This window comes from Pseudacidovorax sp. DMC4 (assembly GCF_056314265.1).
Window position 1 is genome coordinate 80655 of record NZ_JBQUYR010000007.1, and the last position, 24147, is coordinate 104801.

At 70.3% G+C, this 24147-nt stretch carries 23 protein-coding genes; 10 read left to right on the plus strand and 13 right to left on the minus strand.

All coding sequences use genetic code 11. The features are described 5' to 3' along the window. Window positions 1-135: 135 nt before the first annotated feature. The 3 genes from ACT54X_RS14370 to ACT54X_RS14380 form a co-directional block, all read right to left on the minus strand. On the minus strand, window positions 136-924 hold the full coding sequence (locus ACT54X_RS14370) for a cyclase family protein (RefSeq protein WP_476347187.1): 789 nt from the start codon (window positions 922-924) through the stop codon (window positions 136-138). 71 nt (window positions 925-995) lie between these two features. Next, window positions 996-2594 carry a phytoene desaturase family protein gene (locus ACT54X_RS14375; RefSeq protein WP_476347189.1) on the minus strand — a complete coding sequence of 533 codons (1599 nt, stop codon included), beginning with the start codon at window positions 2592-2594 and terminating at the stop codon, window positions 996-998. A 1037-nt stretch (window positions 2595-3631) separates the two neighbouring features. Then, window positions 3632-4885, minus strand: a complete 1254-nt coding sequence (locus tag ACT54X_RS14380) for a styrene monooxygenase/indole monooxygenase family protein (protein ID WP_294374369.1) — start codon at window positions 4883-4885, stop codon at window positions 3632-3634. Between the two features lie 250 nt (window positions 4886-5135). Between ACT54X_RS14380 and ACT54X_RS14385 the strand changes: the two genes are divergently transcribed. From ACT54X_RS14385 to ACT54X_RS14430, 10 genes are all read left to right on the plus strand, one after another. Continuing rightward, complete coding sequence (locus ACT54X_RS14385) at window positions 5136-7475, plus strand: bifunctional salicylyl-CoA 5-hydroxylase/oxidoreductase (protein ID WP_476347191.1); 2340 nt, start codon at window positions 5136-5138, stop codon at window positions 7473-7475. Beyond that, a complete protein-coding gene (locus ACT54X_RS14390; protein WP_294374375.1) occupies window positions 7472-8242 on the plus strand; it encodes an SDR family NAD(P)-dependent oxidoreductase in 771 nt (256 codons plus the stop codon). Before ACT54X_RS14385 ends, ACT54X_RS14390 begins: the two co-directional genes overlap by 4 nt. A 52-nt stretch (window positions 8243-8294) precedes the next feature. Beyond that, a complete protein-coding gene (locus tag ACT54X_RS14395) occupies window positions 8295-9155 on the plus strand; it encodes an enoyl-CoA hydratase family protein (protein ID WP_476347193.1) in 861 nt (286 codons plus the stop codon). A gap of 1 nt (window position 9156) precedes the next feature. Beyond that, window positions 9157-10320 (plus strand): acyl-CoA dehydrogenase family protein, encoded by a 1164-nt coding sequence (locus ACT54X_RS14400; protein WP_476347195.1) that lies wholly within the window; start codon window positions 9157-9159, stop codon window positions 10318-10320. Between the two features lie 22 nt (window positions 10321-10342). Continuing rightward, on the plus strand, window positions 10343-11977 hold the full coding sequence (locus ACT54X_RS14405; RefSeq protein WP_294374383.1) for an AMP-binding protein: 1635 nt from the start codon (window positions 10343-10345) through the stop codon (window positions 11975-11977). After that, window positions 11977-12456 (plus strand): acyl-CoA thioesterase, encoded by a 480-nt coding sequence (locus tag ACT54X_RS14410; RefSeq protein WP_476347433.1) that lies wholly within the window; start codon window positions 11977-11979, stop codon window positions 12454-12456. The genes ACT54X_RS14405 and ACT54X_RS14410 overlap by 1 nt, the downstream gene beginning before the upstream one ends. A 28-nt stretch (window positions 12457-12484) precedes the next feature. Then, on the plus strand, window positions 12485-12877 hold the full coding sequence (locus ACT54X_RS14415) for a RidA family protein (RefSeq protein WP_294374384.1): 393 nt from the start codon (window positions 12485-12487) through the stop codon (window positions 12875-12877). Window positions 12878-13249: 372 nt separating this feature from the next. Further along, on the plus strand, window positions 13250-14257 hold the full coding sequence (locus tag ACT54X_RS14420) for an AraC family transcriptional regulator (protein WP_476347198.1): 1008 nt from the start codon (window positions 13250-13252) through the stop codon (window positions 14255-14257). A gap of 137 nt (window positions 14258-14394) precedes the next feature. Then, a complete protein-coding gene (locus tag ACT54X_RS14425; RefSeq protein WP_294374390.1) occupies window positions 14395-14715 on the plus strand; it encodes a type II toxin-antitoxin system RelE/ParE family toxin in 321 nt (106 codons plus the stop codon). Beyond that, the gene (locus tag ACT54X_RS14430; protein ID WP_294374394.1) at window positions 14712-14999 is read left to right on the plus strand and encodes a helix-turn-helix domain-containing protein; all 288 of its coding nucleotides are present in this window, start codon (window positions 14712-14714) and stop codon (window positions 14997-14999) included. Before ACT54X_RS14425 ends, ACT54X_RS14430 begins: the two co-directional genes overlap by 4 nt. Before the next feature lie 113 nt (window positions 15000-15112). On the opposite strand, the gene ACT54X_RS14435 is transcribed toward ACT54X_RS14430, so the two are convergent. The 10 genes from ACT54X_RS14435 to ACT54X_RS14480 all read right to left on the minus strand — a co-directional run bounded on the left by ACT54X_RS14435 (window position 15113) and on the right by ACT54X_RS14480 (window position 24138). Then, window positions 15113-15646, minus strand: a complete 534-nt coding sequence (locus ACT54X_RS14435; protein WP_476347434.1) for a flavin reductase family protein — start codon at window positions 15644-15646, stop codon at window positions 15113-15115. 23 nt (window positions 15647-15669) lie between these two features. Continuing rightward, a complete protein-coding gene (locus ACT54X_RS14440) occupies window positions 15670-16458 on the minus strand; it encodes an SDR family oxidoreductase (RefSeq protein ID WP_294374397.1) in 789 nt (262 codons plus the stop codon). 323 nt (window positions 16459-16781) lie between these two features. After that, window positions 16782-17135, minus strand: coding sequence for an alpha/beta hydrolase (locus tag ACT54X_RS14445; protein WP_114803130.1), 354 nt, complete (start codon window positions 17133-17135; stop codon window positions 16782-16784). Window positions 17136-17401: 266 nt separating this feature from the next. Beyond that, window positions 17402-18004, minus strand: coding sequence for a DUF4337 domain-containing protein (locus tag ACT54X_RS14450; protein WP_294374403.1), 603 nt, complete (start codon window positions 18002-18004; stop codon window positions 17402-17404). A 107-nt stretch (window positions 18005-18111) separates the two neighbouring features. Next, entirely contained in the window at window positions 18112-19260 is a 1149-nt protein-coding gene (locus ACT54X_RS14455) for a mandelate racemase/muconate lactonizing enzyme family protein (RefSeq protein ID WP_294374406.1), read from the minus strand. Continuing rightward, window positions 19257-20306 carry a tagatose 1,6-diphosphate aldolase gene (locus tag ACT54X_RS14460; RefSeq protein WP_476347202.1) on the minus strand — a complete coding sequence of 350 codons (1050 nt, stop codon included), beginning with the start codon at window positions 20304-20306 and terminating at the stop codon, window positions 19257-19259. The genes ACT54X_RS14455 and ACT54X_RS14460 overlap by 4 nt, the downstream gene beginning before the upstream one ends. Window positions 20307-20308: 2 nt before the next feature. Next, complete coding sequence (locus tag ACT54X_RS14465) at window positions 20309-21250, minus strand: PfkB family carbohydrate kinase (protein ID WP_476347204.1); 942 nt, start codon at window positions 21248-21250, stop codon at window positions 20309-20311. 5 nt (window positions 21251-21255) lie between these two features. Further along, the gene (locus tag ACT54X_RS14470) at window positions 21256-22326 is read right to left on the minus strand and encodes an ABC transporter ATP-binding protein (protein ID WP_294374414.1); all 1071 of its coding nucleotides are present in this window, start codon (window positions 22324-22326) and stop codon (window positions 21256-21258) included. 10 nt (window positions 22327-22336) lie between these two features. Continuing rightward, on the minus strand, window positions 22337-23311 hold the full coding sequence (locus ACT54X_RS14475) for an alcohol dehydrogenase catalytic domain-containing protein (RefSeq protein WP_294374417.1): 975 nt from the start codon (window positions 23309-23311) through the stop codon (window positions 22337-22339). 11 nt (window positions 23312-23322) lie between these two features. Next, complete coding sequence (locus ACT54X_RS14480) at window positions 23323-24138, minus strand: carbohydrate ABC transporter permease (RefSeq protein ID WP_294374418.1); 816 nt, start codon at window positions 24136-24138, stop codon at window positions 23323-23325. Window positions 24139-24147: the final 9 nt, after the last annotated feature.

Below are 24147 nucleotides of genomic sequence, written 5' to 3' on the forward strand. Positions count from 1 at the left end.
GGGGTCTCGCCGGCCGCGAGGGCGGGCCGGACGAGGCGCACTTTAGGAAGCAGGAAGTCTGCGGTGCAGGGGGGCGCAGTCATGGGGGTATCACGCGGCGAGATGGTCGCGCATTTCCGCCGCGTGACGGTGTGCTCAGCGCTGTGCGCCCACCAGCGCCAGCACCCGCAGCGGGCTGCCCGAGCCGCCCTCGATCTTCAGCGGCGCGGCCAGCACGATGGCGCCCTGGGGCGGCAACTGGTCGAGGTTCTTCAGGCACTGCAGGCCGTACTTGTTGGCGCCATGCATCAGCGTGTGGCAGGGGTAGGCCACCTGCCAGGCATAGGACTGACCGGCGTCGGTGTTGATGGTCTCGACGCCGAAGCCGCGCACGTTGCGCTCGCGGATCAGCCATTCCACGGCCTCCTGCGTGGGGCCGGGCGTGTGGGCGCCGTCCTCGCGCATGTTGACGAAGGCGGCGGGGTCGTCGATGCGTCGGGACCAGTCGGTGCGCAGCAGCACCCAGGCGCCGGCCGGGATGCGGCCGTGGGTCTCTTCCCAGGCGCGCAGGAAGTCCACGGTGAGCAGCCAGTCGGGGTTGTCGGCCACCGGGGCGCTGGCGTCGATCACGCAGGCCGGGCCGATGAACACGCTCGGGTCGATGGTGTCCACCGTGTTGGCCGGATGGTCCTTGCCGGTGATCCAGTGCGCGGGCGCGTCGAAGTGCGTGCCGGTGTGCTCGCCGCAGGAGAAGTTGTTCCAGTACCAGCCGGGGCCGGCCTCGTCGTACTGCGAGATGCGCTCCATCTTGAAGGCCCACACCTGGCCGAACTGCGGCGGCAGCTGCAGGGCCGGGAAGCTGGGCGACAGGGTCTGCGTCAGGTCGACGACGCGCAAGGCGCCGGTGGCGATGTCCTGGGCGAACTGGGCGAGGGAGGCGGTCATGGTCGTGGGCTCCGTGGGGAAGAGTGCGAGCAGGGAAGCGATGAAGAGGGAAGGGGGCGCGGATGCAGTCGTCACAGTGCCCCGAGGGCCCGGGCCACATGCACGCCCGACGCGCCGCCGAGTCCCGGCCCGGGGTGGGTGGAGGCGCCGATGTGCCAGAGATGGGCGACCGGGGTCTCGTGGTTGCGCAGCCCGCGCAGGGGTCGCCAGAGGAAGTACTGGTCGAGGGCGCAGTCGCCGCCATAGGGATCGCCGCCGACCAGGTTCATGTTGAGGCGCGGCAGGTCGGCGGGCGAGAGCACGGCGCGGCCGAGGATGCTGCCGGGAAGGTTGGGCGCATGGCGGGCGATCTGCGCGATCACGCGGTCGGCATAGGCCTCGCGCAGGGCGGTCGTCCATTGGCCGCCGGCCGGCACGTCCAGTTCGCCGGCCGCATCGCCGATGGGCTCGCGTGGGCATTCGGGCAGCTGGATCCACAGGATGTGGCGGCCTTCGGGCGCGCGGCTGGGGTCCAGCGCGGTGGGCTGCGCGACGCAGATGGTGGGCGCGGCAGGCAGCAGGCCGCGCTCGGCCTCGTTGACGGCGCGCGAGATGGCGTCCGGCCCGCCGCTCAGGTGCAGATAGCCGACCTTGTCGAGCGCGCGATCCGGCCACTGCGGCGGCTCGGAGAGCGCGAGGTGGATCTGCATGTTGCCCTTGCCGTAGCGCCACTGGCGGGCCTGGCCGGCGATCTCGGGCGGGGTGTGCTCGGGCGCCAGCAGGCGGCCATAGAGCTGCGTGGGCGTGGCGCTGACCACCACCTCGCCGGCCCGCAGTTCGCGGCCACCGACCAGCCGCACGCCGACGGCGCGTCCGCGTTCGACCAGGATGCGTTCGACGTCGCAGCCGGTCTCCAGCGTGCCGCCGGCGTCGCGGATCAGCCGCTCGAAGGCGCGCACGGTGTTGGCATTGCCGCCTTGCACCAGTGGCATGCCCACGGCCTCCAGCGTGAAGGCGACAACCTGGGCCATGAGCGCGGAGAGCGGCGAGTCCGGCCCCAGGCCGCAGTGCAGCACCCAGGGCGCGAGCAGCGCACCGACCAGGTCCGACCCGAAGCGCTGCTGCAGCCAGGGCCGGGCGGGCGTCAGGGCCTCGCCGAAGAAGCCGGCCAGGGCATGCGGGCCGTCCTTCCACGCGGCGCCGGCGAGGGTGCGGGCGGTGTTCAGCTTCCACAGCTCGTTGCCCAGCAGCGAGAAGACGAGCGGGGCGCGCTCGGCCATGCCCTCCAGCGTCTGCACGAAGGCCGCGCCGTCGCCGGCATTCAGCGCTTCCATGCGCTGGCGGTTGAGCTGGCGCGAGGTGGACAGCACCAGGTGCCGGCCGTGGGGCATCAGCACGCCGGTGGGGCTGTCGGTGTTGCAGTAGGCAAGGCCCGCCTCATGCAGCGCCTTGCCCAGGGCAGCGTAGGCGGGACCGACGAGGAAGAGCGGATGCGCGGTGGAGAGCGTGTCGTGCTTGAAGCCGGGCAGCGTCAGCTCGTCGGTGCGGATGCAGCCGCCAAGCGTGGCCTCGCGCTCCAGCACGCGCACCTTGCGGCCCTTGCGGGCGAGCAGGGCGGCACACACGAGGCCGTTGATGCCGCTGCCGATGAGCAGCACGTCGTCGGGGGCTGGGTTTGCGGGGCTTGCCATGGGAGCATCTTTGCCTTGGCTAGCGTTCGGGGCTATCCGATTCGGGCGGGCGGCTATCCGAATCGCGACGGAAGTTTGTGGCTCGGTTGTCGGGTCTCTCGCAGTTGCCATGAACGAGGTGTTCAGAGGGTGGCGGGCTCCATGTGCTCGGTGGCAGGTCCGGGGTGCGCGCCGGCGCCGGGCCCAGGGCGCGCGGGCTCATGCGGGGTCGGTCGGCCCTGCGGGCCGACTCCGCTGCGGTGCTCGGATGGACGGGCACGCGGCATAACTCGCTACGCGCTTCGCGCTGCGCTCAGACAAACGCCGCGAGTCAGATCACGAAGCAGGCCTGTCCTTCGGCAGGCCTGCAGCCCGTCCATCCTGCGCTCCTCGCCGACCCCGAAATGGCCCGCGCGCCCTGGGCCCGGCGCCGGCGCGTGGAGACGCACGTTGGGCATCAAAGGGGCAGGGGTTGTCTGCACGACAACCGTAACGGCGCACTGGCCCCCATCCCTGCCTTCCCCCAGCGGGGGAAGGAGTTCAGCGCTGACGCAAGTGAACCTGCTTCGGCGCAGAGTACAGGCACAGGCACAGGCACAGGCACAGGCACAGGCACAGGCACAGGTTGCGGAGTGCGGAGTGCGGGGTGCGGAGTGCGGAGTGCGGAGTGTGGGGTCTGGGGTGCAGGACGTAGTGCCGGCCGATCACCCCAACGTAGGCCCTGGTGCCGGTGAGGGCGTGGCGGCGCGCCTGTGGGGTGCCGAGGAGCGCAGGGCGGACGGGCTGCGGGCCTGCCGAAGGACAGGCCCGCTTCGTGATCTGACTCGCGGCAGTTGTTTGAGCGCAGCGCGAAGCGCGTAGCGAGTTCTGCCGCGGCCCGTCTGTCCGAGCACCGGAGGGGAGTCGGCGCGCAGCGCCGACCGCCCCACTTGAAGCGCCGACACGCCCTCACCGGCGCCAGGGCCGGACCACCGCCCCGGTCCACCGATCACCGGGCACAGCCAACCACAGCCGCTGACCGCCAACCGTGGAACGACGAACCGACCAACCTCGCCCACTCAGGCAGCCACCGCCACCCCACCCCCCGCGTGCTCCGCGATGAACTGCTCGCAGGCCTGCGCATCGGTCCACCACGGGAAGAACCCCGGCGGATGGTTGAAGTTGTTGGCGATGGCATGCGCCACGCCCGGGATCTGGCCTGCCGCGCCCAGCAGGTTCAGCACATGGGGCGGCGGTGGCTCCAGCAGCGTGTTGGTCCAGCGCACCACATGCTGGGCATAGTCCCAGAACCGCTCGAAGGTCGCGTTCATCCAGGCCGCGTCGAAGGGCGCGTCGCCCCGCGCCACGATGGCGTCGTGCACCACCTTGAAGGCCTTGGTCGCATTGTTGGAGCCCTGGCCCGTGATCGGGTCGTTGACGCACACCGCGTCGCCCATGCCGAAGACCTGGCGGCCCGAGGGCAGCGTGCCCACCGGCCGGCGCACCGTCGGCACGAAGCGGCCGGCCAGCACGCCGCCGGCGTCGGTCAGGCGCACGTCGCGGCAACGCTCGGCCTCCCAGGGCAGGTAGGTGTCGAGGATCTTCAGGCTCTGCCGCAGGTGCTCCTCGGGCGTGCGGACTTCGCCCCAGCAGTCCATCGGGCCGCCCGGCACGCCCTCGAACACCATGATCTCGCACGGGCCGCTGAGCGTGAGCGCCGGGAAGACGAAGTACTCGCCCACCCCCGGGATCAGGTTGAAGCACACGCGCGAGTAGGGCGTGCGCGGCGCCATGCCATGCACATAGGTCAGGGCCAGCGCACGCATCGGCTGCGTGAACACGCTGCGCACCGGGTCGCGTTCGAACAGGCGCGTGATCTCGCCCTTGCCGGCCGACACCACCACCAGGTCGTGCGTCGCGGCCAGCTCTTCCAGCTCGGCGATGCCGGCGTCCTGCAGCACCAGGTGCCCGCCGCGCTCGCGGAACAGCTCCATCCACGCCGGCATCTTCAGCCGCTGGTCCACCGCCTGGGCCGGGCGGTCCAGCCGGGCGGACCAGTCGATCAGGCGCTCGCCGGGCTGCTCGGGGTGCGGCACCGTGAGGCCGATCCCCTCGACCGGCGGGCAGTCGTCTGCCCACAGGTCCAGGCCGAAGTCGCGCTCGATCTGCAGCGCGTTGTCGAACATGCACTGGCTGGACATCACCTTGCCCCGGCGCAGGTCGTCCGGGCTGCGATTGGTGAGCAGGGTGACGTGGTCGCCCCGGCCCTGCAGGGCGAGGGCCAGGGGCAGGCCGGACTGGCCCGCTCCGACGATGGCGATCTTGCGGCTCATGGATGGTTCTCCTGGCGGATGCAGACGAAGAGGAAGGAACGGAGGGACTCGCGATGCGCCAGCCGGGGCTTCCCCGACCGTGGCAGGGCCATGCTAGGAAGCGCCCGGCGCCGCCGCTATCCGCTGGCCGCAGCGCCTGTCCGCCCGCTGCAGGAGTTGCGGACGCGACCCGGGTGTCGTCCAAATTGCTTGACAACTAAACTAATTGAGGAGGAGACTCCATCCCAAGCCATCGCAAAGGAGCCTCTCCATGAACATCGTCTGCATCGGCGGCGGGCCGGCCGGCCTGTACTTCGCACTGCTGATGAAGAAGCACAACCCCGGTCACCAGGTGACCGTGGTCGAGCGCAACAAGCCCTACGACACCTTCGGCTGGGGCGTGGTCTTCTCGGACGCCACCATGGAGAACATGCGCGCCTGCGACCGTGAGACGGCCGACGAGATCGAGCAGGCCTTCAACCACTGGGACGACATCGAGCTGCTGTTCAAGGGCCGGCGCATCCGCTCGGGCGGCCACGGCTTCGTGGGCATCGGCCGCAAGAAGCTGCTGAACATCCTGCAGGCGCGCTGCGAGGTGCTGGGCGTCAACCTGGTGTTCGAGACCGAGGCCGACAGCGACGCCGACTATCCCGACGCCGACCTCATCATCGCCAGCGATGGCGTCAACTCGCGCATCCGCGCCAAGTACGCCGACGTCTTCAAGCCCGACATCGTGGCGCGGCCCAACCGCTTCATCTGGCTGGGCACCAACAAGGTCTACGAGGCCTTCACCTTCGACTTCCAGCGCACCGAGCACGGCTGGTTCCAGGCCCACATCTACAAGTTCGACGACACCACCTCGACCTTCATCGTCGAGACCACCGAGGACACCTGGAAGGCCCACGGCCTGGACCAGGCGGACCAGCAGCAGTCCATCGAGTTCTGCGAAAAGATCTTTGCCGGCGACCTTCAGGGCGCCAAACTGATGACCAACGCGCGGCACCTGCGCGGCTCGGCCTGGATCAACTTCCAGCGCGTGGTCTGCGAGCAGTGGTCGCTGCAGAACGAACACGGCAGCCATGTGGTGCTGATGGGCGACGCGGTGCACACGGCGCACTTCGCCATCGGCTCCGGCACCAAGCTGGCCATCGAGGACGCCATCGAGCTGGCCCGCCTGTTTGGTGCCCAGGGCGACACCCGCGCGCACATCCCCGAGGTGCTCAAGGCCTACCAGGAAGCCCGCCGCGTGGAGACGCTGCGCATCCAGAACGCCGCCTGGAACGCCATGGAATGGTTCGAGGTCTGCGGCAAGCGCTACTGTGACCAGCTGGAGCCCGAGCAGTTCATGTACTCGATGCTCACGCGCAGCCAGCGCATCAGCCACGAGAACCTGCGCCTGCGCGACCGCGGCTGGCTCGAAGGCTACGAGCGCTGGTTCGCGCAACGTGCCGACGTGCCGGTCCCAGAAGGCAAGACCCCGCCGCCGCCCATGTTCACGCCCTACTCGGTGCGCGGCGTCACCCTCAAGAACCGCATCGTGGTCTCGCCCATGGCGCAGTACTCGGCGGTGGACGGCGTGGCCGGCGACTACCACCTGGTGCACCTGGGCGCCCGCGCCATGGGCGGCGCGGGCCTGGTGTTCGCCGAGATGACCTGCGTGAGCCCCGAGGGCCGCATCACCCCCGGCTGCCCGGGCCTCTACAAGCCCGAGCATACGGTGGCCTTCAAGCGCATCGCGGACTGGATCCACGCCAACAGCGATGCGAAGTTCGCCATCCAGATCGGTCATGCCGGCGCCAAGGCCTCCACCCGCCTGGCCTGGGACGGCATCGACCAGCCGCTGGAATCGGGCAACTGGCCGCTGCTGTCGGCATCGCCGCAGCAGTACCTGGAGGGCGTGAGCCAGCTCTCGCGCGGCATGACGCACGAGGACATGGCCGAGGTGAAGGCGCAGTTCGTCGCCTCCACCCGCGCCGCCGCGGAAGCCGGTGCGGACTGGCTGGAGCTGCACTGCGCCCACGGCTACCTGCTGTCGAGCTTCATCTCGCCACTGACCAACCAGCGCACCGACGAATACGGCGGCTCCCTGGAGAACCGGCTGCGCTATCCGCTGGAGGTGTTCGCCGCCGTGCGCGCCGCCTGGCCGGCGGACAAGCCGATCTCGGTGCGCATCTCGGCCCACGACTGGGTCGAGGGCGGCATCACGCCCGAGGACGCCGTGGCAATCGCCCGTGCCTTCAAGGCCGCGGGCGCGGACATGATCGACTGCTCCTCCGGCCAGGTGAGCAAGAAGGAAAAGCCGGTCTACGGCCGCATGTTCCAGACGCCCTTCGCCGACCGCATCCGGCAGGAGGCGGGCATTCCCACCATCGCCGTCGGCGCCATCAGCGAGGCCGACCATGCCAACAGCATCCTGGCCGCGGGCCGCGCCGACCTGTGCGCGGTGGCCCGTCCGCATCTGGCCAACCCCGCCTGGACGCTGACCGAGGCCGCCAAGATCGGCTACACGGCCATCGCGTGGCCCAAGCAGTACCGCTCGGCCAAGCCACAGATGGAAGCCAACTTCGCGCGCGAGAAGGCCCTGGCCGAGGCGGCGGGGGCCGGCAAGTGAGCGGCACCACGGGCCCGCGCCACGCGCTGGTGACCGGCGGCGGACGCGGCATCGGCGCCGCCATCGCGCGGCGGCTGGTGGCCGAGGGCTGGCACGTGACCGTGCTGGGCCGCAGCGCCGAGGCCGTGCAGGCCGTGGCGGCCGAAGATGCCGAGCACCTGTTCGCCGTCAGCGCCGACGTGGCTGATGCCGAGGCGGTGGCGGCCGCGCTGGCCAAGGCGCAAAGCCGCTTCGGCCCCGTCGCCGCCCTGGTCAACAACGCCGGTCAAGCCGAGAGCGCGCCCTTCCACAAGATGGACATGGCGCTCTGGCAGCGCATGCTGGCCGTCAACCTGACCGGCACCATGGTCTGCAGCCAGGCCGTGCTCCCCGGCATGCTGGCGGCGGGGTGGGGCCGCATCGTCAACGTGGCGAGCACGGCGGGGCAGGTGGGCTATGCCTACGTGTCGGCCTACTGCGCGGCCAAGCACGGCGTGGTGGGGCTCACCCGCTCGCTGGCGCTGGAGCTGGCCACCAAGGGCATCACCGTGAATGCCGTGTGCCCCGGCTACACCGAGACCGACATCGTGCGCCAGAGCATCGCGCGCGTGGTCGCCAAGACGGGCCGCAGCCCCGAGGCCGCACGGGCCGAATTCGTCAAGAGCAACCCGCAGGGCCGCCTGGTGCAGCCCGACGAGGTGGCCGATGCCGTGGCCTGGCTGTGCGGCCAGGGCGCGGGCGCCGTGACCGGCCAATCCATTTCCGTGGCGGGCGGCGAGGTCATGTGACCGCGCCGTCGCCTTCCACCCCCCCAACGCAGCAGCAAAGAACGGAGACCGCATGAGCGACAGCATTCCCCGCGTGGACCCGGCCCTGGTGGCCGGCAACCAGCGCCCCCTGGCCGGCTACGAGGCCAAGCACTTCCAGTGGTCCGTCGCCGACGGCGTGGCCACCATCGTGCTGAACCGGCCCGAGCGCAAGAACCCGCTCACCTTCGACAGCTATGCCGAGCTGCGCGACCTGTTCCACCAGCTCAAGTGGGCCGACGACGTGAAGGCGGTGGTGCTCACCGGCTCCGGCGGCAACTTCTGCTCCGGCGGCGACGTGCACGAGATCATCGGCCCGCTGGTGCGGCTGAAGGCGCCCGAGCTGCTGATGTTCACCCGCATGACGGGCGAGCTGGTCAAGACCATGCGCGCCTGCCCGCAGCCCATCGTGGCCGCCATCGACGGCGTGTGCGCCGGCGCCGGCGCCATCCTGGCCATGGCCTCGGACCTGCGCCTGGGCACGGCGCGCAGCAAGACCGCCTTCCTGTTCAACCGCGTGGGTCTGGCTGGCTGCGACATGGGCGCCTGCGCCATGCTGCCGCGCATCGTGGGCCAGGGCCGCGCCAGCGAGCTGCTCTACACCGGCCGCGCCCTGGGCGGCGAGGAGGGCGAACGCTGGGGCTTCTTCAACCGCCTGTGCGCGCCCGAAGAGGTGCTGGCCGAGGCGCAGAAGCTGGCGGCGCAACTGACCGAAGGCCCCAGCTTCGCCAATGGCATCACCAAGACCATGCTGCACCAGGAATGGGCCATGACCCTCGAGCAGGCCATCGAGGCCGAGGCCCAGGCCCAGGCGCTGTGCATGCTGACGCAGGACTTCACGCGGGCCTATGAGGCCTTCGTGGCGAAGCAGAAGCCCGTCTTCAAAGGGGACTGAGATGGCGGACCAGAGTTACCTCGACTGGCCCTTCTTCGAGCCCCGCCACCGCGAACTGGCGCAGGCGGTCGACGCCTGGGCCACGCAGAACATCTCGCAGGACCATGGCCACGACGTGGACGCCGAATGCCGCGCGCTGGTCAAGGCGCTGGGCGCCGGCGGCTGGCTCAAACACGCCGTCGGCGAATCGGCGCAGACCATGGACGCCCGCGCCATCTGCCTGATCCGCGAGACGCTGGCCCGCCACAGCGGTCTGGCCGACTTCGCCTTCGCCATGCAGGGCCTGGGCAGCGGCGCCATCAGCCTGCACGGCACGCCCGCGCAGCGCGAGCGCTACCTGACGCGTGTGGCGCGCGGCGAGGCCATCTCGGCCTTCGCCCTCTCCGAGCCCAATGCCGGCTCCGACGTCGCCGCCATGCAGTGCAGCGCGCGGCAGGAGGGCGACCACTACGTGCTCGACGGCGAGAAGACCTGGATCTCCAACGGCGGCATCGCCGACTTCTATGTGGTCTTCGCGCGCACCGGCGAGGCGCCCGGTGCGCGCGGCATCAGTGCCTTCATCGTCGAGGCCGGCACGCCCGGCTTCGAGATCGCCGAGCGCATCGAGGTGATCGCGCCGCATCCGCTGGCGCGCCTGCGCTTCACGGGCTGCCGCGTGGCCGCCGGCCAGCGCGTGGGCGCGGCGGGCGAGGGCTTCAAGGTCGCGATGCGCACGCTCGACGTGTTCCGCACCTCGGTGGCCGCTGCCGCGCTGGGCTTCGCGCGCCGCGCCTTCGACGAGGCCCTGGCCCGCGCCACCACGCGCCGCATGTTCAACGGCGCGCTGGCCGACTTCCAGCTCACGCAGGCCAAGCTGGCGCAGATGGCCACCGCCATCGACAGCGCCGCGCTGCTGACCTACCGCGCCGCCTGGCGCCGCGACCGCGGCGAGCCGGTGACCAAGGACGCGGCCATGGCCAAGCTCACGGCCACCGAGAGCGCGCAGCAGGTCATCGACGCCGCGGTGCAGATGTTCGGCGGGCTGGGCGTGGTCAGCGAGCAGCCGGTGGAGCGGCTCTACCGCGAGATCCGCGCCCTGCGCATCTACGAGGGCGCCACCGAAGTGCAGCAGCTGATCATCGCCCGCGAGTTGCTGCGCGAAGCCGGCGCGCCCAAGGCGGCCTGAGCGGACACGGCCGGAGACCGCCATGACCGCCAGCGCCCACGTCGACACCTTCGCGCGCGACCACCTGCCGCCGCCGGAGCAGCAGCCGCAGTTCATCTTCGAACTGCCCGAGTTGCAGATGCCCGCGCGGCTGAACTGCGCCACCGAACTGCTGGACCGCCACGTGGCCGAAGGCCGGGGCGACCGGCCCTGCATCCTGGCACCCGGACTGCGCTGGACCTATGCCGAGCTGCAGGACAAGGCCAACCGTATCGCCAACGTGCTGGTGAAGCAGATGGGCCTGGTGCCGGGCAACCGCGTGCTGCTGCGCGCGCCCAACAACCCGATGCTTGCGGCCTGTTGGTTCGCGGTGATGAAGGCCGGCGGCATCGCCGTCGCCACCATGCCGCTGCTGCGTGCCAAGGAGCTGGTGCCGATCCTTGAGATCGGCCAGGTGACGCATGCCCTGTGCGACGCCGCGCTGGCCGAGGAGCTGGCGCTGGCGGCGCAGAAGACGGATGTGCTGAAGCACGTCCGCCACTTCCACGCCGAAGGGCCGGAGGGCCTGGAGTCACTGATGGCCGCGGCCTCGCCGGTCTTCGACAACGTGGACACGGCCGCCGACGACACCTGCCTCTTCGGCTTCACCTCGGGCACCACCGGCGTGCCCAAGGCCACCATGCATTTCCATCGCGACGTGATGGCGGTGTGCCATTGCTGGCCGCCGCACCTGCTGCGCGCCACGGCCGACGATGTGTTCATCGGAAGCCCGCCGCTGGCCTTCACCTTCGGGCTGGGCGGGCTGGTGCTCTTTCCCATGCATGTGGGCGCATCGACCGTGCTGCTGGAGAGGGCCGGCCCGGCGCAACTGCTGCAGGGCATCCAGGATTTCGGCGCCACGGTGCTGTTCACCGCGCCCACGTCGTATCGGCTGCTGGCCGAGCAGGGCGCCGTGCTGCGCGCCACGCCGCTGCGCAAGTGCGTGTCGGCCGGCGAGGCGCTGCCCGCCACCACCCGCGCGCTGTGGAAGAAGGCGACCGGCATCGAGCTGATCGACGGCATCGGCGCCACCGAGATGCTGCACATCTTCATCTCGCACGACGAGGCCGGTGCACGGCCCGGCGCCACCGGCAAACCGGTGCCCGGCTATCGCGCCCGCATCGTGGACGAGGAAGGCAACGAGTTGCCACCGGGCACCATCGGCCGCCTGGCCGTGCAGGGCCCGACCGGCTGCCGCTACCTGTCCGACCCGCGCCAGGCGCAGTACGTCCAGGGCGGCTGGAACCTCACGGGCGATGCCTACGTGATGGACGCCGACGGCTACTTCTTCTACCAGGCGCGCACCGACGACATGATCATCTCGGCCGGCTACAACATCGCTGCGCCCGAGGTGGAAGAGGCGCTGATGCAGCACCCGGCCGTGGCCGAATGCGCCGTGATCGGGGCGCCGGACGCCGAGCGCGGCCAGATCGTGCAGGCCTTCGTGGTGCTGCGCGCCGGGCAGGGCGAGCCGGGCGAGGCCATGGTCCGCACGCTGCAGGACTTCGTGAAGGCCACCGTGGCGCCCTACAAGTACCCGCGCTCGGTGGTCTTCGTGGCGCAGTTGCCGCGCACGCAGACGGGCAAGCTGCAGCGCTTCGTGCTCAAGCAGGCGGCGCAGACGGGAGCCACCCCGTGATCCGCGTCGCCACCCCCGCCGACCAGGGCGAGGCCGCCATCGACGCACCGCCGGGCCGCTTCGCGCGCACGCAGCTCATCCGCTTCTCGCACTGCGACCCCGCCGGCATCGTCTTCTTTCCCCAGTACCTGGTGATGTTCAACCAGCTGGTGGAGGACTGGTTCAACGAGGGCCTGGCCGTCAACTACGCCGGCATGATCGCCGGCCGCCACATCGGCCTGCCCATCGTGCGGCTGGAATGCGACTTTCGCGCCATCAGCCGGCTGGGCGACACGGTGCAACTGGGCCTGGCGGTGGAGCGCGCGGGTGGCCGCTCGCTCACGCTGGCGCTCCAGTGCACCGGCGCCGACGGCGAACTGCGCGTGGCTTCGCGGCAGGTGCTGGTCTTCACCAGCCTGCAGACCCACCGCGCCATCGACATCCCGCCGGACGTGCGCGAGGCGCTGACCCGCTTCGCGCCCGATCCGGCCCCCCACTGAATCCACGTTTTTCCCGCAGGAGTCCCGCATGCAAGTTCTTCTTCCTCCCGGCTGGCCGCGCCCCAAGGGCTATGCCAACGGCGTCACCGCCAAAGGCCGCATGGTCTTCGTGGCCGGCATGATCGGTTGGGATGCGCAGGGCGTGTTCCACACCGACGACCTGGGCGAGCAGGTACGCCAGGCGCTGCAGAACGTCGTGGAGGTGCTGCGCGAGGCCGGCGCCAGCCCCGAGCACATCGTGCGCATGACCTGGTACGTGACCGACAAACGCGAGTACGTGGCGGCCTATCCCGCCATCGGCAAGCACTTCCGCGAGCTGATCAACTGCTACAACGCCGCCATGACGGCGGTGGAAGTCTCGGCGCTGGTCGAGGACCGGGCGAAGGTGGAGATCGAGGTCACGGCGGTGGTGCCGGACTGAGCGGCAGGCTGCTCGTTCATCACTGCCGAGGCGGCCCCCAGCGGGCCGCCTCGTCTTTTTGCGGGCAGCGAAGGCGTGCCGCGTGGCGGTGCGGCCGCGTGCGAGCGCGGGGCGACACGCCGCCGCCGCGCGGCCCCCTGTCGAGTGGGCTTCCCCTCCCGCGGAAGGCCCGGCGACGAGAGGAGGTGCACCCCGCCAGTGCATGTCCGTGCTTGTCCTGAGTGCGTCCGTATTGCTTGAGGACTAAATTAACTGCGCCACGGCGGCGCGCAAGTGGTGGCGCCGATCTTGCTTTCGATCAAGCCGTCGCTGCATCGATCGCAGCGCGGCTAAACCCGCCGGCCACCGGCTACGCGCGACACAAGGCCCGTCATGAACCCCACTGCCAGTGCCTTCTTCTCCCGCCAACCCTCGGCACCTCTGCCGGAGAAGCGGCCGCTGCGGCCCTTCTTCACCTCGGCCGATCTCGAAGAGACGCGGCTGCGCGTGGGCAGCGTGATGAAGCCGCACCGGCTGGACGTGGCCGGCCGCGCCCAGCGCCTGGATGCGCGCATGCACCACGCCAGCTTCGGCGACGTGTCGCTGAGCCTGCTGGCCTATGGGGCGGAGGTCGAGATCCAGCCCGGTCCGCTGGAGGATTTCTTCCTGGTCCAGATGCCGCTGGCGGGGCGCGCGCAGGTCGACAGCGGCGGCCAGCACAGCGACTCGGGCCCGCACGAGGCCATGGTGCTCAGCCCGAGCGAGGCCACGGTGATGCGCTGGTCGGCCGACAACCAGCAGCTGATGGTGCGTGTCTCGCGCGCGCTGGTGGAGCGTACGCTGGCGCTGCAACTGGGCCGCGCGCTGGATGCGCCGGTGCGCTTCCAGCTGGGCTTCGGCTGGCGCGACAACGCCATGTGGATGCACCTGCTGGGCTACCTGCAGGAAATGATGGCGCAGGACATCGACGTGTCTCAGCACCGACTGGTGAGCCAGCAGGTCGGACAACTGGTGGCGGCCACGCTGCTGTCGGTGCAGCCCCACAGCCACAGCCATGCGTCGCCCGCGCGCTGCAACACGGTGCTGCCGCGTCATGTGCGCCGCGTGCAGGACCACATCCAGGCGCATGCGCACGAGCCGCTGTGCGCCGACCAGCTGGCCGAGGTGGCCGGCGTGAGCGTGCGCAGCCTGTATGCGGGCTTCAAGGAATTCCTTGGCGTGAGCCCCATGCAGTACCTCAAGGACCTGCGGCTGGAGCGGGCCCGCGCCGAACTGCTGGGTGGCAGCACCCATGTGGCCGGCGTCGCGCTGCGCTGGGGCTTCGGCCACCTGGGTCGCTTCAGCGCCGACTACCGCGCGCGCTTCGGCGAGTACCCCAGCGAGACGGTGCGGCGGCATTGAAGGCAGGCAGGCCCGCCGCGTGGCTCAGGATGGCCGTTGGCCACTGTGCCGAGCCGCGCTCGCCGCGTGGGCTGCAACGCAGCAATGAACCGGGTTCCTGACGCCTGAAAAAATATCAATTTTGATATGATCGGCGCATGTGGACCGTCGAGACCCTCAATGCAGCCGTCGATGGCGAAGTCGACCAACTCCCGATCGACATGCGGGCCCGGCTGGTGAGGCTCGGTTCGATCATCGAGGCGGTGGGGTTCGACGGATTGCCCTCCGACACGGTGAAGCACCTGGAGAACAAGCTGTGGGAGCTGCGCATCCGAGGCAAGGACGGCATTGCAAGGGCGATCTACCTGACCGCGGTCAGGCGGCGGGTCGTGATCGTCCGGGTCTTCGTCAAGAAGACCCAGAAGACACCGAAGCACGAACTGGAATTGGCTCGGCAACGGGCGAAGGAAGTCGAATGACCAAGCTGAAGGACCTGCACGTGAAGTGGTCCAAGGACCCGGCATATCGGGAAGCCTACGACGCACTGGAGGAAGAATTCGCCCTCGCCGAGGCCATCGCGGAGGCGAGGGTGGCGGCAGGGCTTACGCAGGCCGAAGTGGCCGAACGCATGCAAACGACGCAGAGCAATATTGCGCGCTTGGAAGCCGGCCGGAGTTCGCCATCCACGCGAACGCTGGAGAAGTTCGCCCACGCAATCGGGGCCCGCCTCAAGATCAGCTTTGATCCGGTTCGGTCCCGATGACGCCGAGGAGCGCTCGCCATGGGAAACATGGCGTCAATGGATAGCTGGCGGCGGAACAGCGTGGCGAACGCACTGCGCTCGATCTGAGCGCGACCTCGGCGCGGCTGCGGGTCTCAGGCCGCCAACCCCGTGAATCGCCCCCCATGGAACACCAGCGGCGCCGTCTCGCTGCGCGCCACGCGAAGCACGCGGCCCACGAGCAGATGATGGTCGCCTGTCTCGCGGTGATGATCGCTGGCGCACACCAGCGTGGCGGCCGCGCCGGCGATGGCGGGCACGCCCTCGGGGGCTTCCGTGATGGCGATGCCCTCGAACTTGTCGGGGACCGCCGGATTGGCGAAGTGCCGCGCCAGGGTTTCCTGCTCGCAGCCCAGCACGCTGATCGTGAAGTGCGTGCAGTCCCGGAAGGCCTGCAGGCTGGGCGAACGGTTCACCAGGCTCCACAGCACCAGCGGCGGCTCCAGCGACAGCGAGGCGAAGGAGTTGATGGTCAGGCCCACCGGCCGGCCGTCGGCCATGCGAGTGGCCACGATGGCCACGCCGGTGGGGTAGCAGCCGAGCACGGTGCGCAGCAGGCGCGGGTGCAGGACCTCGTCGATCCAGGGCGCCAGGGTGGCGGCGCCGGGCTCCGCATCGTTGGCTGCCATGGTGGAGACATGGGCGACCGCACTCATTCGGCCAGCCTCGGAATGGCCGGCACGGCCTGCTCGGGGCCCATGGCCGAATAGCCGCCGTCCACCGCGTAGTCGGCGCCGGTGACGAAGCTGGCACCTTCCGACAGCAGAAAGGCCACCACGTTGCCGACTTCCGCCGGGTCGCCGACGCGGCCGAGCAGGTGGTAGGCCGCCGCCACACGGTCGGTCTTGGCGCGGTCGCCTTGGGTCAGCTCGTCCATCACGCGCGACCAGGTCCAGCCCGGCGACACGGAATTGACGCGGATGCGGTCGGCCGCGAAATCCATCGCCATGTTGCGCGTGACCTGCACCAGCGCCGCCTTCGACACCGGATACAGCCAGCGCCCGGTCTGCGCCACCTTGGCCGAGATGCTGGTGAAGTTGACGATGGCACCGCCGCCCGCCTGGGCCAGGTGCGGGCGCACCGCGCGGGCGGCCATGACGGCGCTGACCACGTTGACATCCAGCGCCGTGAGCCAGTCCTGCCGGCCCGATGCGGCACCGCCGTCCAGGTAGGTGCAGGCCAGGTTGACCAGCCCGTCGATGCGGCCGAAATGCGCGGCGACCTGGGCCACCGCCTGGTTCAGGGCCTCGTCCTGGGTCACGTCCACCGGCCAGAAGCGGGCGCGGTCCTCCTGGCCGGCCACGGCGCGCGCGCCGCCGGCCTCGTCGATGTCGAACACCGCCACCTTCGCGCCAGCCTTCAGGAGCACCTGGGCCACGCCCGCGCCGATGAGGGTGGCGCCGCCGGTCAGCACGATGACCTTTCCGTCCAAGCGATGCATGTGAGTTGCCTTTCATCCGTGGTGTCGGCGCCGCAGGTCGGGCTCTGCGAGCCCGACCCGGCGCGTGGATGAATGGTGCGGCGCCCGTCCCCGCGGGCCTAGCCGCGCACGGCGGTGGCTATCCGCAGACTGCGAACACTTGGCCGCGGCCTCGACAGCCCGGCGACGGAAGCAGGCCGGGGGCTGCCTGGCCCCAGGCGGCTGCGACGCCTCAAAGCAGAAAGCCGGCATGCTTTCGCATACCGGCTTTCGGGGTGCCCGAAGGCATCCACCCTGCGCCTTGCCCGCTGACAACGGGCAAGGCGCAGGGCGGCGTGGGTCTTTTACAGACCGGCCTTGCGGTAGACCGACAGGCTGCCCTGGGTGTACTGGGTGGGGATCGTGCTGTTCACGAAAGCCTTGGAGTCCAGGTTGGCGGTCGGGTTGTGGGCGGCAGCCACGGCTTCGGCCTGCACGGCGGCGCGGCTGCGGGGAGCGGCCGGGGCCACGGCGACTTGCTGGCCAACGTATTCCAGGTTCTGCTCGGCGCGAGCGGCTTGCACGCCCTGGGCGTTCACTTCGGCGCGGCTGAAGGCCGACACGGGGGCGACGACGCCTTGGTATTCCTCGGCGCTGGCGCCGGCAACAGCGGCGAACGACAGGGCGGCGAGGGCGATGATCTTCGAGGTCTTGGTCATGATTTTTCTCCTGTAGGCAGGCATTGCGTTGAACAGAGCTGGCAAAGCACCCGCCTCGCCGGCTTCGGGTCTGCGTTCAATCGCTGGCCCGTGAGATGAATTGTGGACCCAAGATCTAGGGAAAACCCTTGTCTTTGACGAACGTCACGTTCACGCCAGCGAAACAATCGCGGCGTGATGACCTACGTCGTTGCATCGATAGAACTCTGCGCGCGGCCCCCGGACCGGCGGCCCGCGGCGTGGGGGCTGCGCTGCGAACCGTCGTCTCAGACGTGGGCGAGCGCGAGGCCGCCGATCACCAGGCCCAGCCCGGCCACGCCGAACATGCCCCACTCCAGCCAGCGCTTGCGGGTGAGCAGCGCGATGGCGGCCAGCGCGATGGAGACCTGGAGCGCGGTGGTGGCCTGGGCCCAGCGGTGATGCTCGTGCAGGGCGGCGTCGGAGCGGTGGTCCCAGTCGTCGGCCTCCTTGTCCAGCTTCTGGGCGGCCAACTGGATCTCGGCCTTCTCTTTGTCGTAGCGCGCGGCTTTTTCCTGCATGGCCGGCTTGCGGTCCTCGGGCGACAGGTCGCGCGCGAACTCGGCCAGCGCCTGCTTGGTGCTCTTGGCCTGGTAGTAATTCCACTGGTTGGCGGCTTCGGTGCGCTTCATGCCCGCGTTGTTCTTGTAGAGGCCGGCATTGGCCTGCGTCAGCCCGCCCATGTAGGCAAAGATGGCGCCGACCGTGGCGATCACGGCGGTGAAGACGGCCACCTCGTTGGTGATGCTGCGCTGCTTCTTGGCAGCGGCGGCATGCTCGGCCTCGTGTTCGGCGGCATGCTGGAGTTCGTGGTCGTGCGGACCGTGGACGTGAAAACCGGAAGAGGACATGGCGGAAGGCGTGCGTTCTTGGAGGTGTTGGACGCCGCCGGATGGCAGCGGCCGGGATGATCCCAGCCTTCGATGAACGCACGCCGTACGGCCGGCGCCGACGCAGCCTAGAGCGCGATGCGGAAAGCCTGGGCTGCGCCGAGGTCGGGCTGCACGCCCAGGCCCGGCTTCGTGCCCAGGTGCACGGCGCCTTCTTCCAGCGAGAACACCGGCATGGCCAGCAGGTCGCGCAGCGGATTGGGGTTGGCGTCCACCTCCACATAGCCCGGCCCGCCCACCGCCGCCTTGAGGTGGAAGGAGGCCGTGAGGCCGATGCCGGCCCCGAGCCAGTGTGGACAGAAGCGCTTGCCTTGCGCCAGCGTGTGCCGTCCCACGGCCAGGCAGCCGCTGAAGCCGCCCCATTTGCCCAGGTCCGGCTGGAGGATCGACAGGCCGTCGGCGCCGATGTGGGCGTCGAAGGCGTCCAGGCCGGCCAGGTTCTCGCCACCGGCCAACGGCAGCGGCTGCTCGCGCGCCAGCCGGGCCCAGTCGGCCAGCGGCGTGTCGGCGCGCACGGGCTCCTCCAGCCAGCCGAGGTCGTGCCGGACCATGCGGCGGCCGGCGGCGATGGCCTCGTCCAGGTCCCAGGCCTGGTTGGCGTCGACCATCAGCGGCGCCGCGGGGCCGATCACCTCGCGCATGGCAGTCAGGTTGGCCTCGTCACGGTCGGCACCGAAGCCGACCTTGAGCTTGAAGGCGCGGTAGCCCTCCGCGCGCTTGGCTGCTGCCAGCTTCTCGGGCGCGGTCGGATTGAGGCCGGAGGCATAGAGCGGCACCGGCGCAGGCGCCGCCAGGTCAGGCGCGAGCAGCTTCCACACCGGCAGGCCGTGGCGGCGGCCCAGCAGGTCCCACAGCGCGATGTCCAGGCCGGCCACGATCTGCGCCAGCGGGCCGGGCTCGCCGCACTGGATGGCCAGCACGGCCAGCCGGGCGCTGAGCGTCTCGAAGCAGTGCTGCGGGCTCGTCCATTGCGGCCCGCAGGCCAGCGGCGGCAGGTAGGTCAGCGCCATGCGCGCACGGTGCTCCGCGCCCACGGTCGGAAAGTTGCACCAGACCTCGCCCCAGCCCTCGGCGCCGTCGTCCGCGATGGCACGCAGCAGCAGGGCCGGCCGGTCGCGCATGATGCCGAAGGAGGTCTGCACCGGCGGGTCCGCCGGTGCGCGGAACACGAACGCCTCGATGCGTTCGAGGCGCAGGTCGGTCGCCGCTGCCGTCATCCCGCGTAGGCCAGGCAGAACTCGCCCTCGGCCTTGAGCGTGTCGAAGGCGCTGTAGTCGGCCTGCCAGGCGTTGCCGGCGCGGGCGGTGAGGGCGGCCAGATCGGCCAGCGTGGCCGTGCCTTCGCGGCGCAACTGGGCCTCGAAGCCGGCCAGGTCGGGAAACTGCTGCAGCGCCTCCCACCACACGGCACGACCGGCCAGGAAGCCGTGGGCGCCGGCCGCATAGGCGTACGCCATCACGCGCAGGAACTGCTGGGGCGTGACGCCGGCCGACAGCATCACCCACGGAATGCCGGCATCGCGGCAGATGCCGCCCATCTGGTCGAACAGGGCCTGGGCCTGGCGCGACTCGGCGCTGTCGCCATGCGCGGGCAGGCTGGCGCCGGGCAGCGGGCTTTCGAGCTTGAACAGGTCGACGCCGTAATGCGGCTTGGCGAACTCGCGCACGCTGTCGAGTACCAGCTCGGGCAGCTTCTCGGGCGACTCCACATAGTCGGTGGTGTGGCGCTCGCTCTTGGGGAAGGGATAGACCAGGAGCTCCAGCACCAGCGGGATGTCGTGGACGCGGCACTGCTCGCCGATCTCGGCCACGTAGCGCTGCTGGTGGGCCACGATGTCGGCATCGGCATCGGGCCGGTACCAGGCCAGCACCTTGACGCCGTCGCCGCCGGCGCGCTTGATCTTCTCGACGCTCCAGTCCTTGATCGAATGCGACAGGCGGCCGCCGGGCTGGTCGCGGAAGCGGTGGTCCTCCAGCGTCACCACCAGGCCGGTGTGGGCCGGCAACTTCTTCAGGCCGGCGGGGAAGGCGTAGTTGGGGTCGAACAGCATGGCGCTGGCATGCGGGCCCAGCACGTCGACCAGCACGCGCTTGACGGCGACCATGTCGGCGAAGGCCACGTCGGCCGGGGCGATGCCCTGCTTCCTGGCGATGAGGCTGGCGATGGGCGGGCGCTGGTCGAGCGCCACCATCGTGAAGTGCCCGGCGGGCGTGGCCATGCGACGCAGGCCCCATTGCTTGCCCAGACGGAGGTTGTTCGCCATGTTCAGTGCTCCTGGATCTCTTGAAGAAAGGTGAGTGCATCGCCCAGCCGGGGCGCGCCCGAGCGGCCCCCGGCCTGCCGGCACTTGAGTGCCGCGGCTGCGGCGGACAGACGGAAGGCCTGCACCGGCGCCAGTCCGGCACCGAGGGCGAAGGCGAGGGCTCCGTGGAAAACATCGCCAGCGCCGGTGGTGTCCACCGCGTCGACGGCGAAGGCGGGCAGCGTCTGCAGGGCGCCGGCTTCGTCCAGCCAGGCCACGCCGCGCTCGCCCAGGGTCACGGCGGCCAGCCGGCAACCGCGGGCGCGGGCCACGCCCAGTTGCGCGTGCAGTGGGCCGCCGCCGCTGTAGGCGGCGAGCGCGGGCTCCGAGAAGGCGGCCACATCGGTGTGCGGCAGCAGCTGGTCGAAGACCCAGGGCTCGGCCATGTCGCCGTCGAGCACCGAGGGCACGCCGTGACGGCGCGCGGCCTGGAAGAGCGCGAGCGCGCCCTCGGGCCAGCGCGGGTCGGCCAGCACCGCCTGCGCGCCGGCCACCGCATCGAGCGGCAGCCAGGCGGGATCGGCCGGCAGGCCGTCGCCGCGGAAGTTGACGATCATGCGCTCGCCGCGGCCATCGACCACGATGCCCGAGACCGAAGAGCGGGCCCCCTCGAAGAGCCGGAACTGCGCCACGTCCACGCCGGCCTGGGCCAGTTCGTCGCGCATGGCGCGTCCGGCGCTGTCGTCGCCGGCACGGCCCCAGAAGCGCGCGTCGGCGCCCAGCCGGGCGGCGGCCACCGCGGCATTGGCGGCCATGCCGCCACCGCCTTCGTGGAAATCAACGGCCCGGGTCTTGCCGCCGCCCGCGGGCAGGGCGTCCACGCCCCAGGTCAGGTCGAAGGCCGACAGCCCCAGGCAGATCACCACGGGCCGCGCCTCGCGCAGCGAATCGGGCAAAGGGGACAAGGCGTTCACCGCAGCACGTCCCCGGTGGCGGCGTCGAACAGATGCACCTTGGCCGCGTCGAAGCCCAGCGCGATGGGCGCGCCCGCGTTCACCGCCAGCTCGGGCGCGACACGCGCCACATGGCGCTTGCCGTCAAAGTCGAAGTACACCAGCGTGTCCGAGCCCAGTGGCTCGACCACGCTCACGGTCGTGCGCAGCGGGCCGTCGGCCTGCGCCAGCAGGTGCTCGGGGCGGATGCCCAGCACGGCGCTGGCGCGGCCGGCCGCGAGCATCGGCTGCAGCCGCTCGGCGGGCATCGCGAGCAGGGTGCCATCGGCCAGGCGCAGGCCGCCGGCTTCCACACCCACGTCGAAGAAGTTCATGGTGGGCGAGCCGATGAAGCCGGCCACGAACTGGTTGGCCGGCTGGCGGTACACCTCGTCGGGCGTGCCGAACTGCTGCACCACGCCGGCCTTGAGCACCACGATGCGGTCGGCCATGGTCATGGCCTCCACCTGGTCGTGGGTGACGAAGATCATGGTGGTCTTGAGCTGCTGCGACAGCGCCTTGATCTCGGTGCGCACCTCGCCGCGCAGCTTGGCGTCCAGGTTGGACAGCGGCTCGTCGAAGAGGAAGACCTTGGGGTTGCGCACCATCGCGCGGCCCATGGCCACACGCTGGCGCTGGCCGCCCGACAGCGCCTTGGGCTTGCGCTGCAGGAAGGGCTCGATGTGCAGCAGGCCGGCCGCGCGCTGCACGCGCCGGTCGATCTCGGCCTTGTCCATGCCGCGCATCTCCAGGCCGAAGGCCATGTTCTGGTAGACGCTCATGTGCGGGTAGAGCGCATAGTCCTGGAACACCATGGCGATGTCGCGCTGCGCGGGCGGCACGTCGTTGACGCAGGTGTCGCCGATGTAGAGCTCGCCGCCGTCGATGGGCTCCAGCCCTGCGATCACGCGCAGCAGGGTGGACTTGCCGCAGCCCGAGGGCCCGACGAAGACGACGAATTCCTGGTCCCGGATCTCCAGGTCGATGGCGGGCACCACGGTGATGTCGCCGTAGCGCTTGGTCAGGCCTCGCAGATGGATCGCTGCCATTCGCGCCGCCTCAGGAAAAAGCCAGCAGCGGCTTGACCAGCTCGCCCGCCACGAAGCGGCCGAACATCTCGGGCAACTGCTCGATGCCGAATTGCGCGTCCACCAGCTGGCGGTAGCGCGCCTTTTCCTTGCGCAGCAGCTCGACGTTGAGCGCGAAGTCCGACTTGGGGAAGTAGAAGGTGCGCACCATGTAGAAGTCCTTGCGGCGGATGGCCGGCGTCTCCTGCACGGGCCAGGGGGCGTCGCTCTCGCCGATGAGGATCAGCACGCCGCGCGGCAGCACGATGTTCATGCCCAGCGAGCGCGCCGCGTGCGAGCCGCTGCACTCGACGATGAGCTTGAAGCGCTTGCTGTTGTCGCCCACCGGATGCCGGCGCGCGCCGAAGGATTCGGCCAGCTGCAGCCGCTCTTCCTTCAGGTCGGACACGTACACCTCGGTGTAGCCCAGGTTGAGCAGCGCCACGATGGCGCCCATGCCCACCGGACCCGCGCCCGTGACCAGCACCGGGCCGGCGCCCTGCGGCGGCACCAGGTTCTGCACGAAGCGGATGCCGTGTGCAGCGGTGCCGATGGTGTCCAGCAGCAGCGGCGCGAGCTCGTCCTCGATGTCGTCGGGCACGGGCAGCAGGCACTGCTCGGGAACGGCCAGGTATTCGGCGTAGCCGCCCGGGCGGTTCCAGCCCACCAGCACCGATTCGTTCAGGCACATCTGCGTGTCGCCGCGGCGGCAGCTCTCGCAGTGGCCGCAATGCACCGGGATGTAGACCAGGCAGCGGCGGCCGTCGAGGGCGTGCCCCGGCTGCTCGACCACGCCGAAGATCTCGTGGCCGGGCGTGAAGGTCGCGCCCTTGATCCAGAGCTTGGTGTCCGAGCCGCACAGCGCCGTGCGGCGCACGCGCAGGAGCACCTCGCCGGCGGCGGGCACGGGACGTTCGATGTCGGCGACCGTGATGGTCTTGTCGCCATGGAAGACAGCGGCTTGCATGAGATTGGCTCCTAGCCCTTGACGGCACCGAGCGCGAGGCCCGACACCAGACGGCGTTGCACGAAGAAGGCGAGCACCAGCGGCGGCAGCGCGATGAGCGTGGCCGCGGCCATCAGGGCGCCCCAGTTGGAGGCCCCCTCGCCGATGAAGTTGAACGAGGCGGCGATCAGCGTCTTGGTGTCCCCGTTGGACAGCACCAGCGCGAAGAGAAAGTAGTTCCAGGAGAAGACGAAGGCCAGGATGGCCGACACCACCAGCCCCGGCATCACCAGCGGCAGGGCGATGCGCCACAGGATGCGCAGCACGCTGCAGCCGTCTACCTGCGCGCTTTCCAGCACGCTGCGCGGGATGTTGTCGAAGAAGGGCAGCAGCACCCAGATGACGATGGGCATGGTGATGACGGCATGCGTGACCACCAGCGCCGTGTAGGTGCCGATCAGGTTCAGCTCGCGGAACATCACGTACCACGGCAGAAGGAAGAGCGTGCCCGGCGCCATGCGCGCCAGCAGCGTCACGGTGGCCGGCCAGGTGATGCGCGTCCACGAGACCGCGAAGGCCGCCGGCACGCCCAGCACGATGCCGATCACGGTCGAGCCGACGGTGATGACCAGGCTGTTCCAGGTGTAGTGGGCGAAGGGCGTGGTGCCGAAGAGCTGGCGGTAGTTGTCCAGCGTGGGCGTGAAGAGCAGCTTGGGCGGGTAGGCCGTGACCTCGGCGGAAGGCTTGAAGGAGGCCAGCACCATCCAGGCGATGGGCGCCAGGATGATCAGGCCCACCAGCGCGATCTGCAACGTGTTCAGGCGGCGGATGAGGGCGTCGTCGTGCATGCGTCTCTC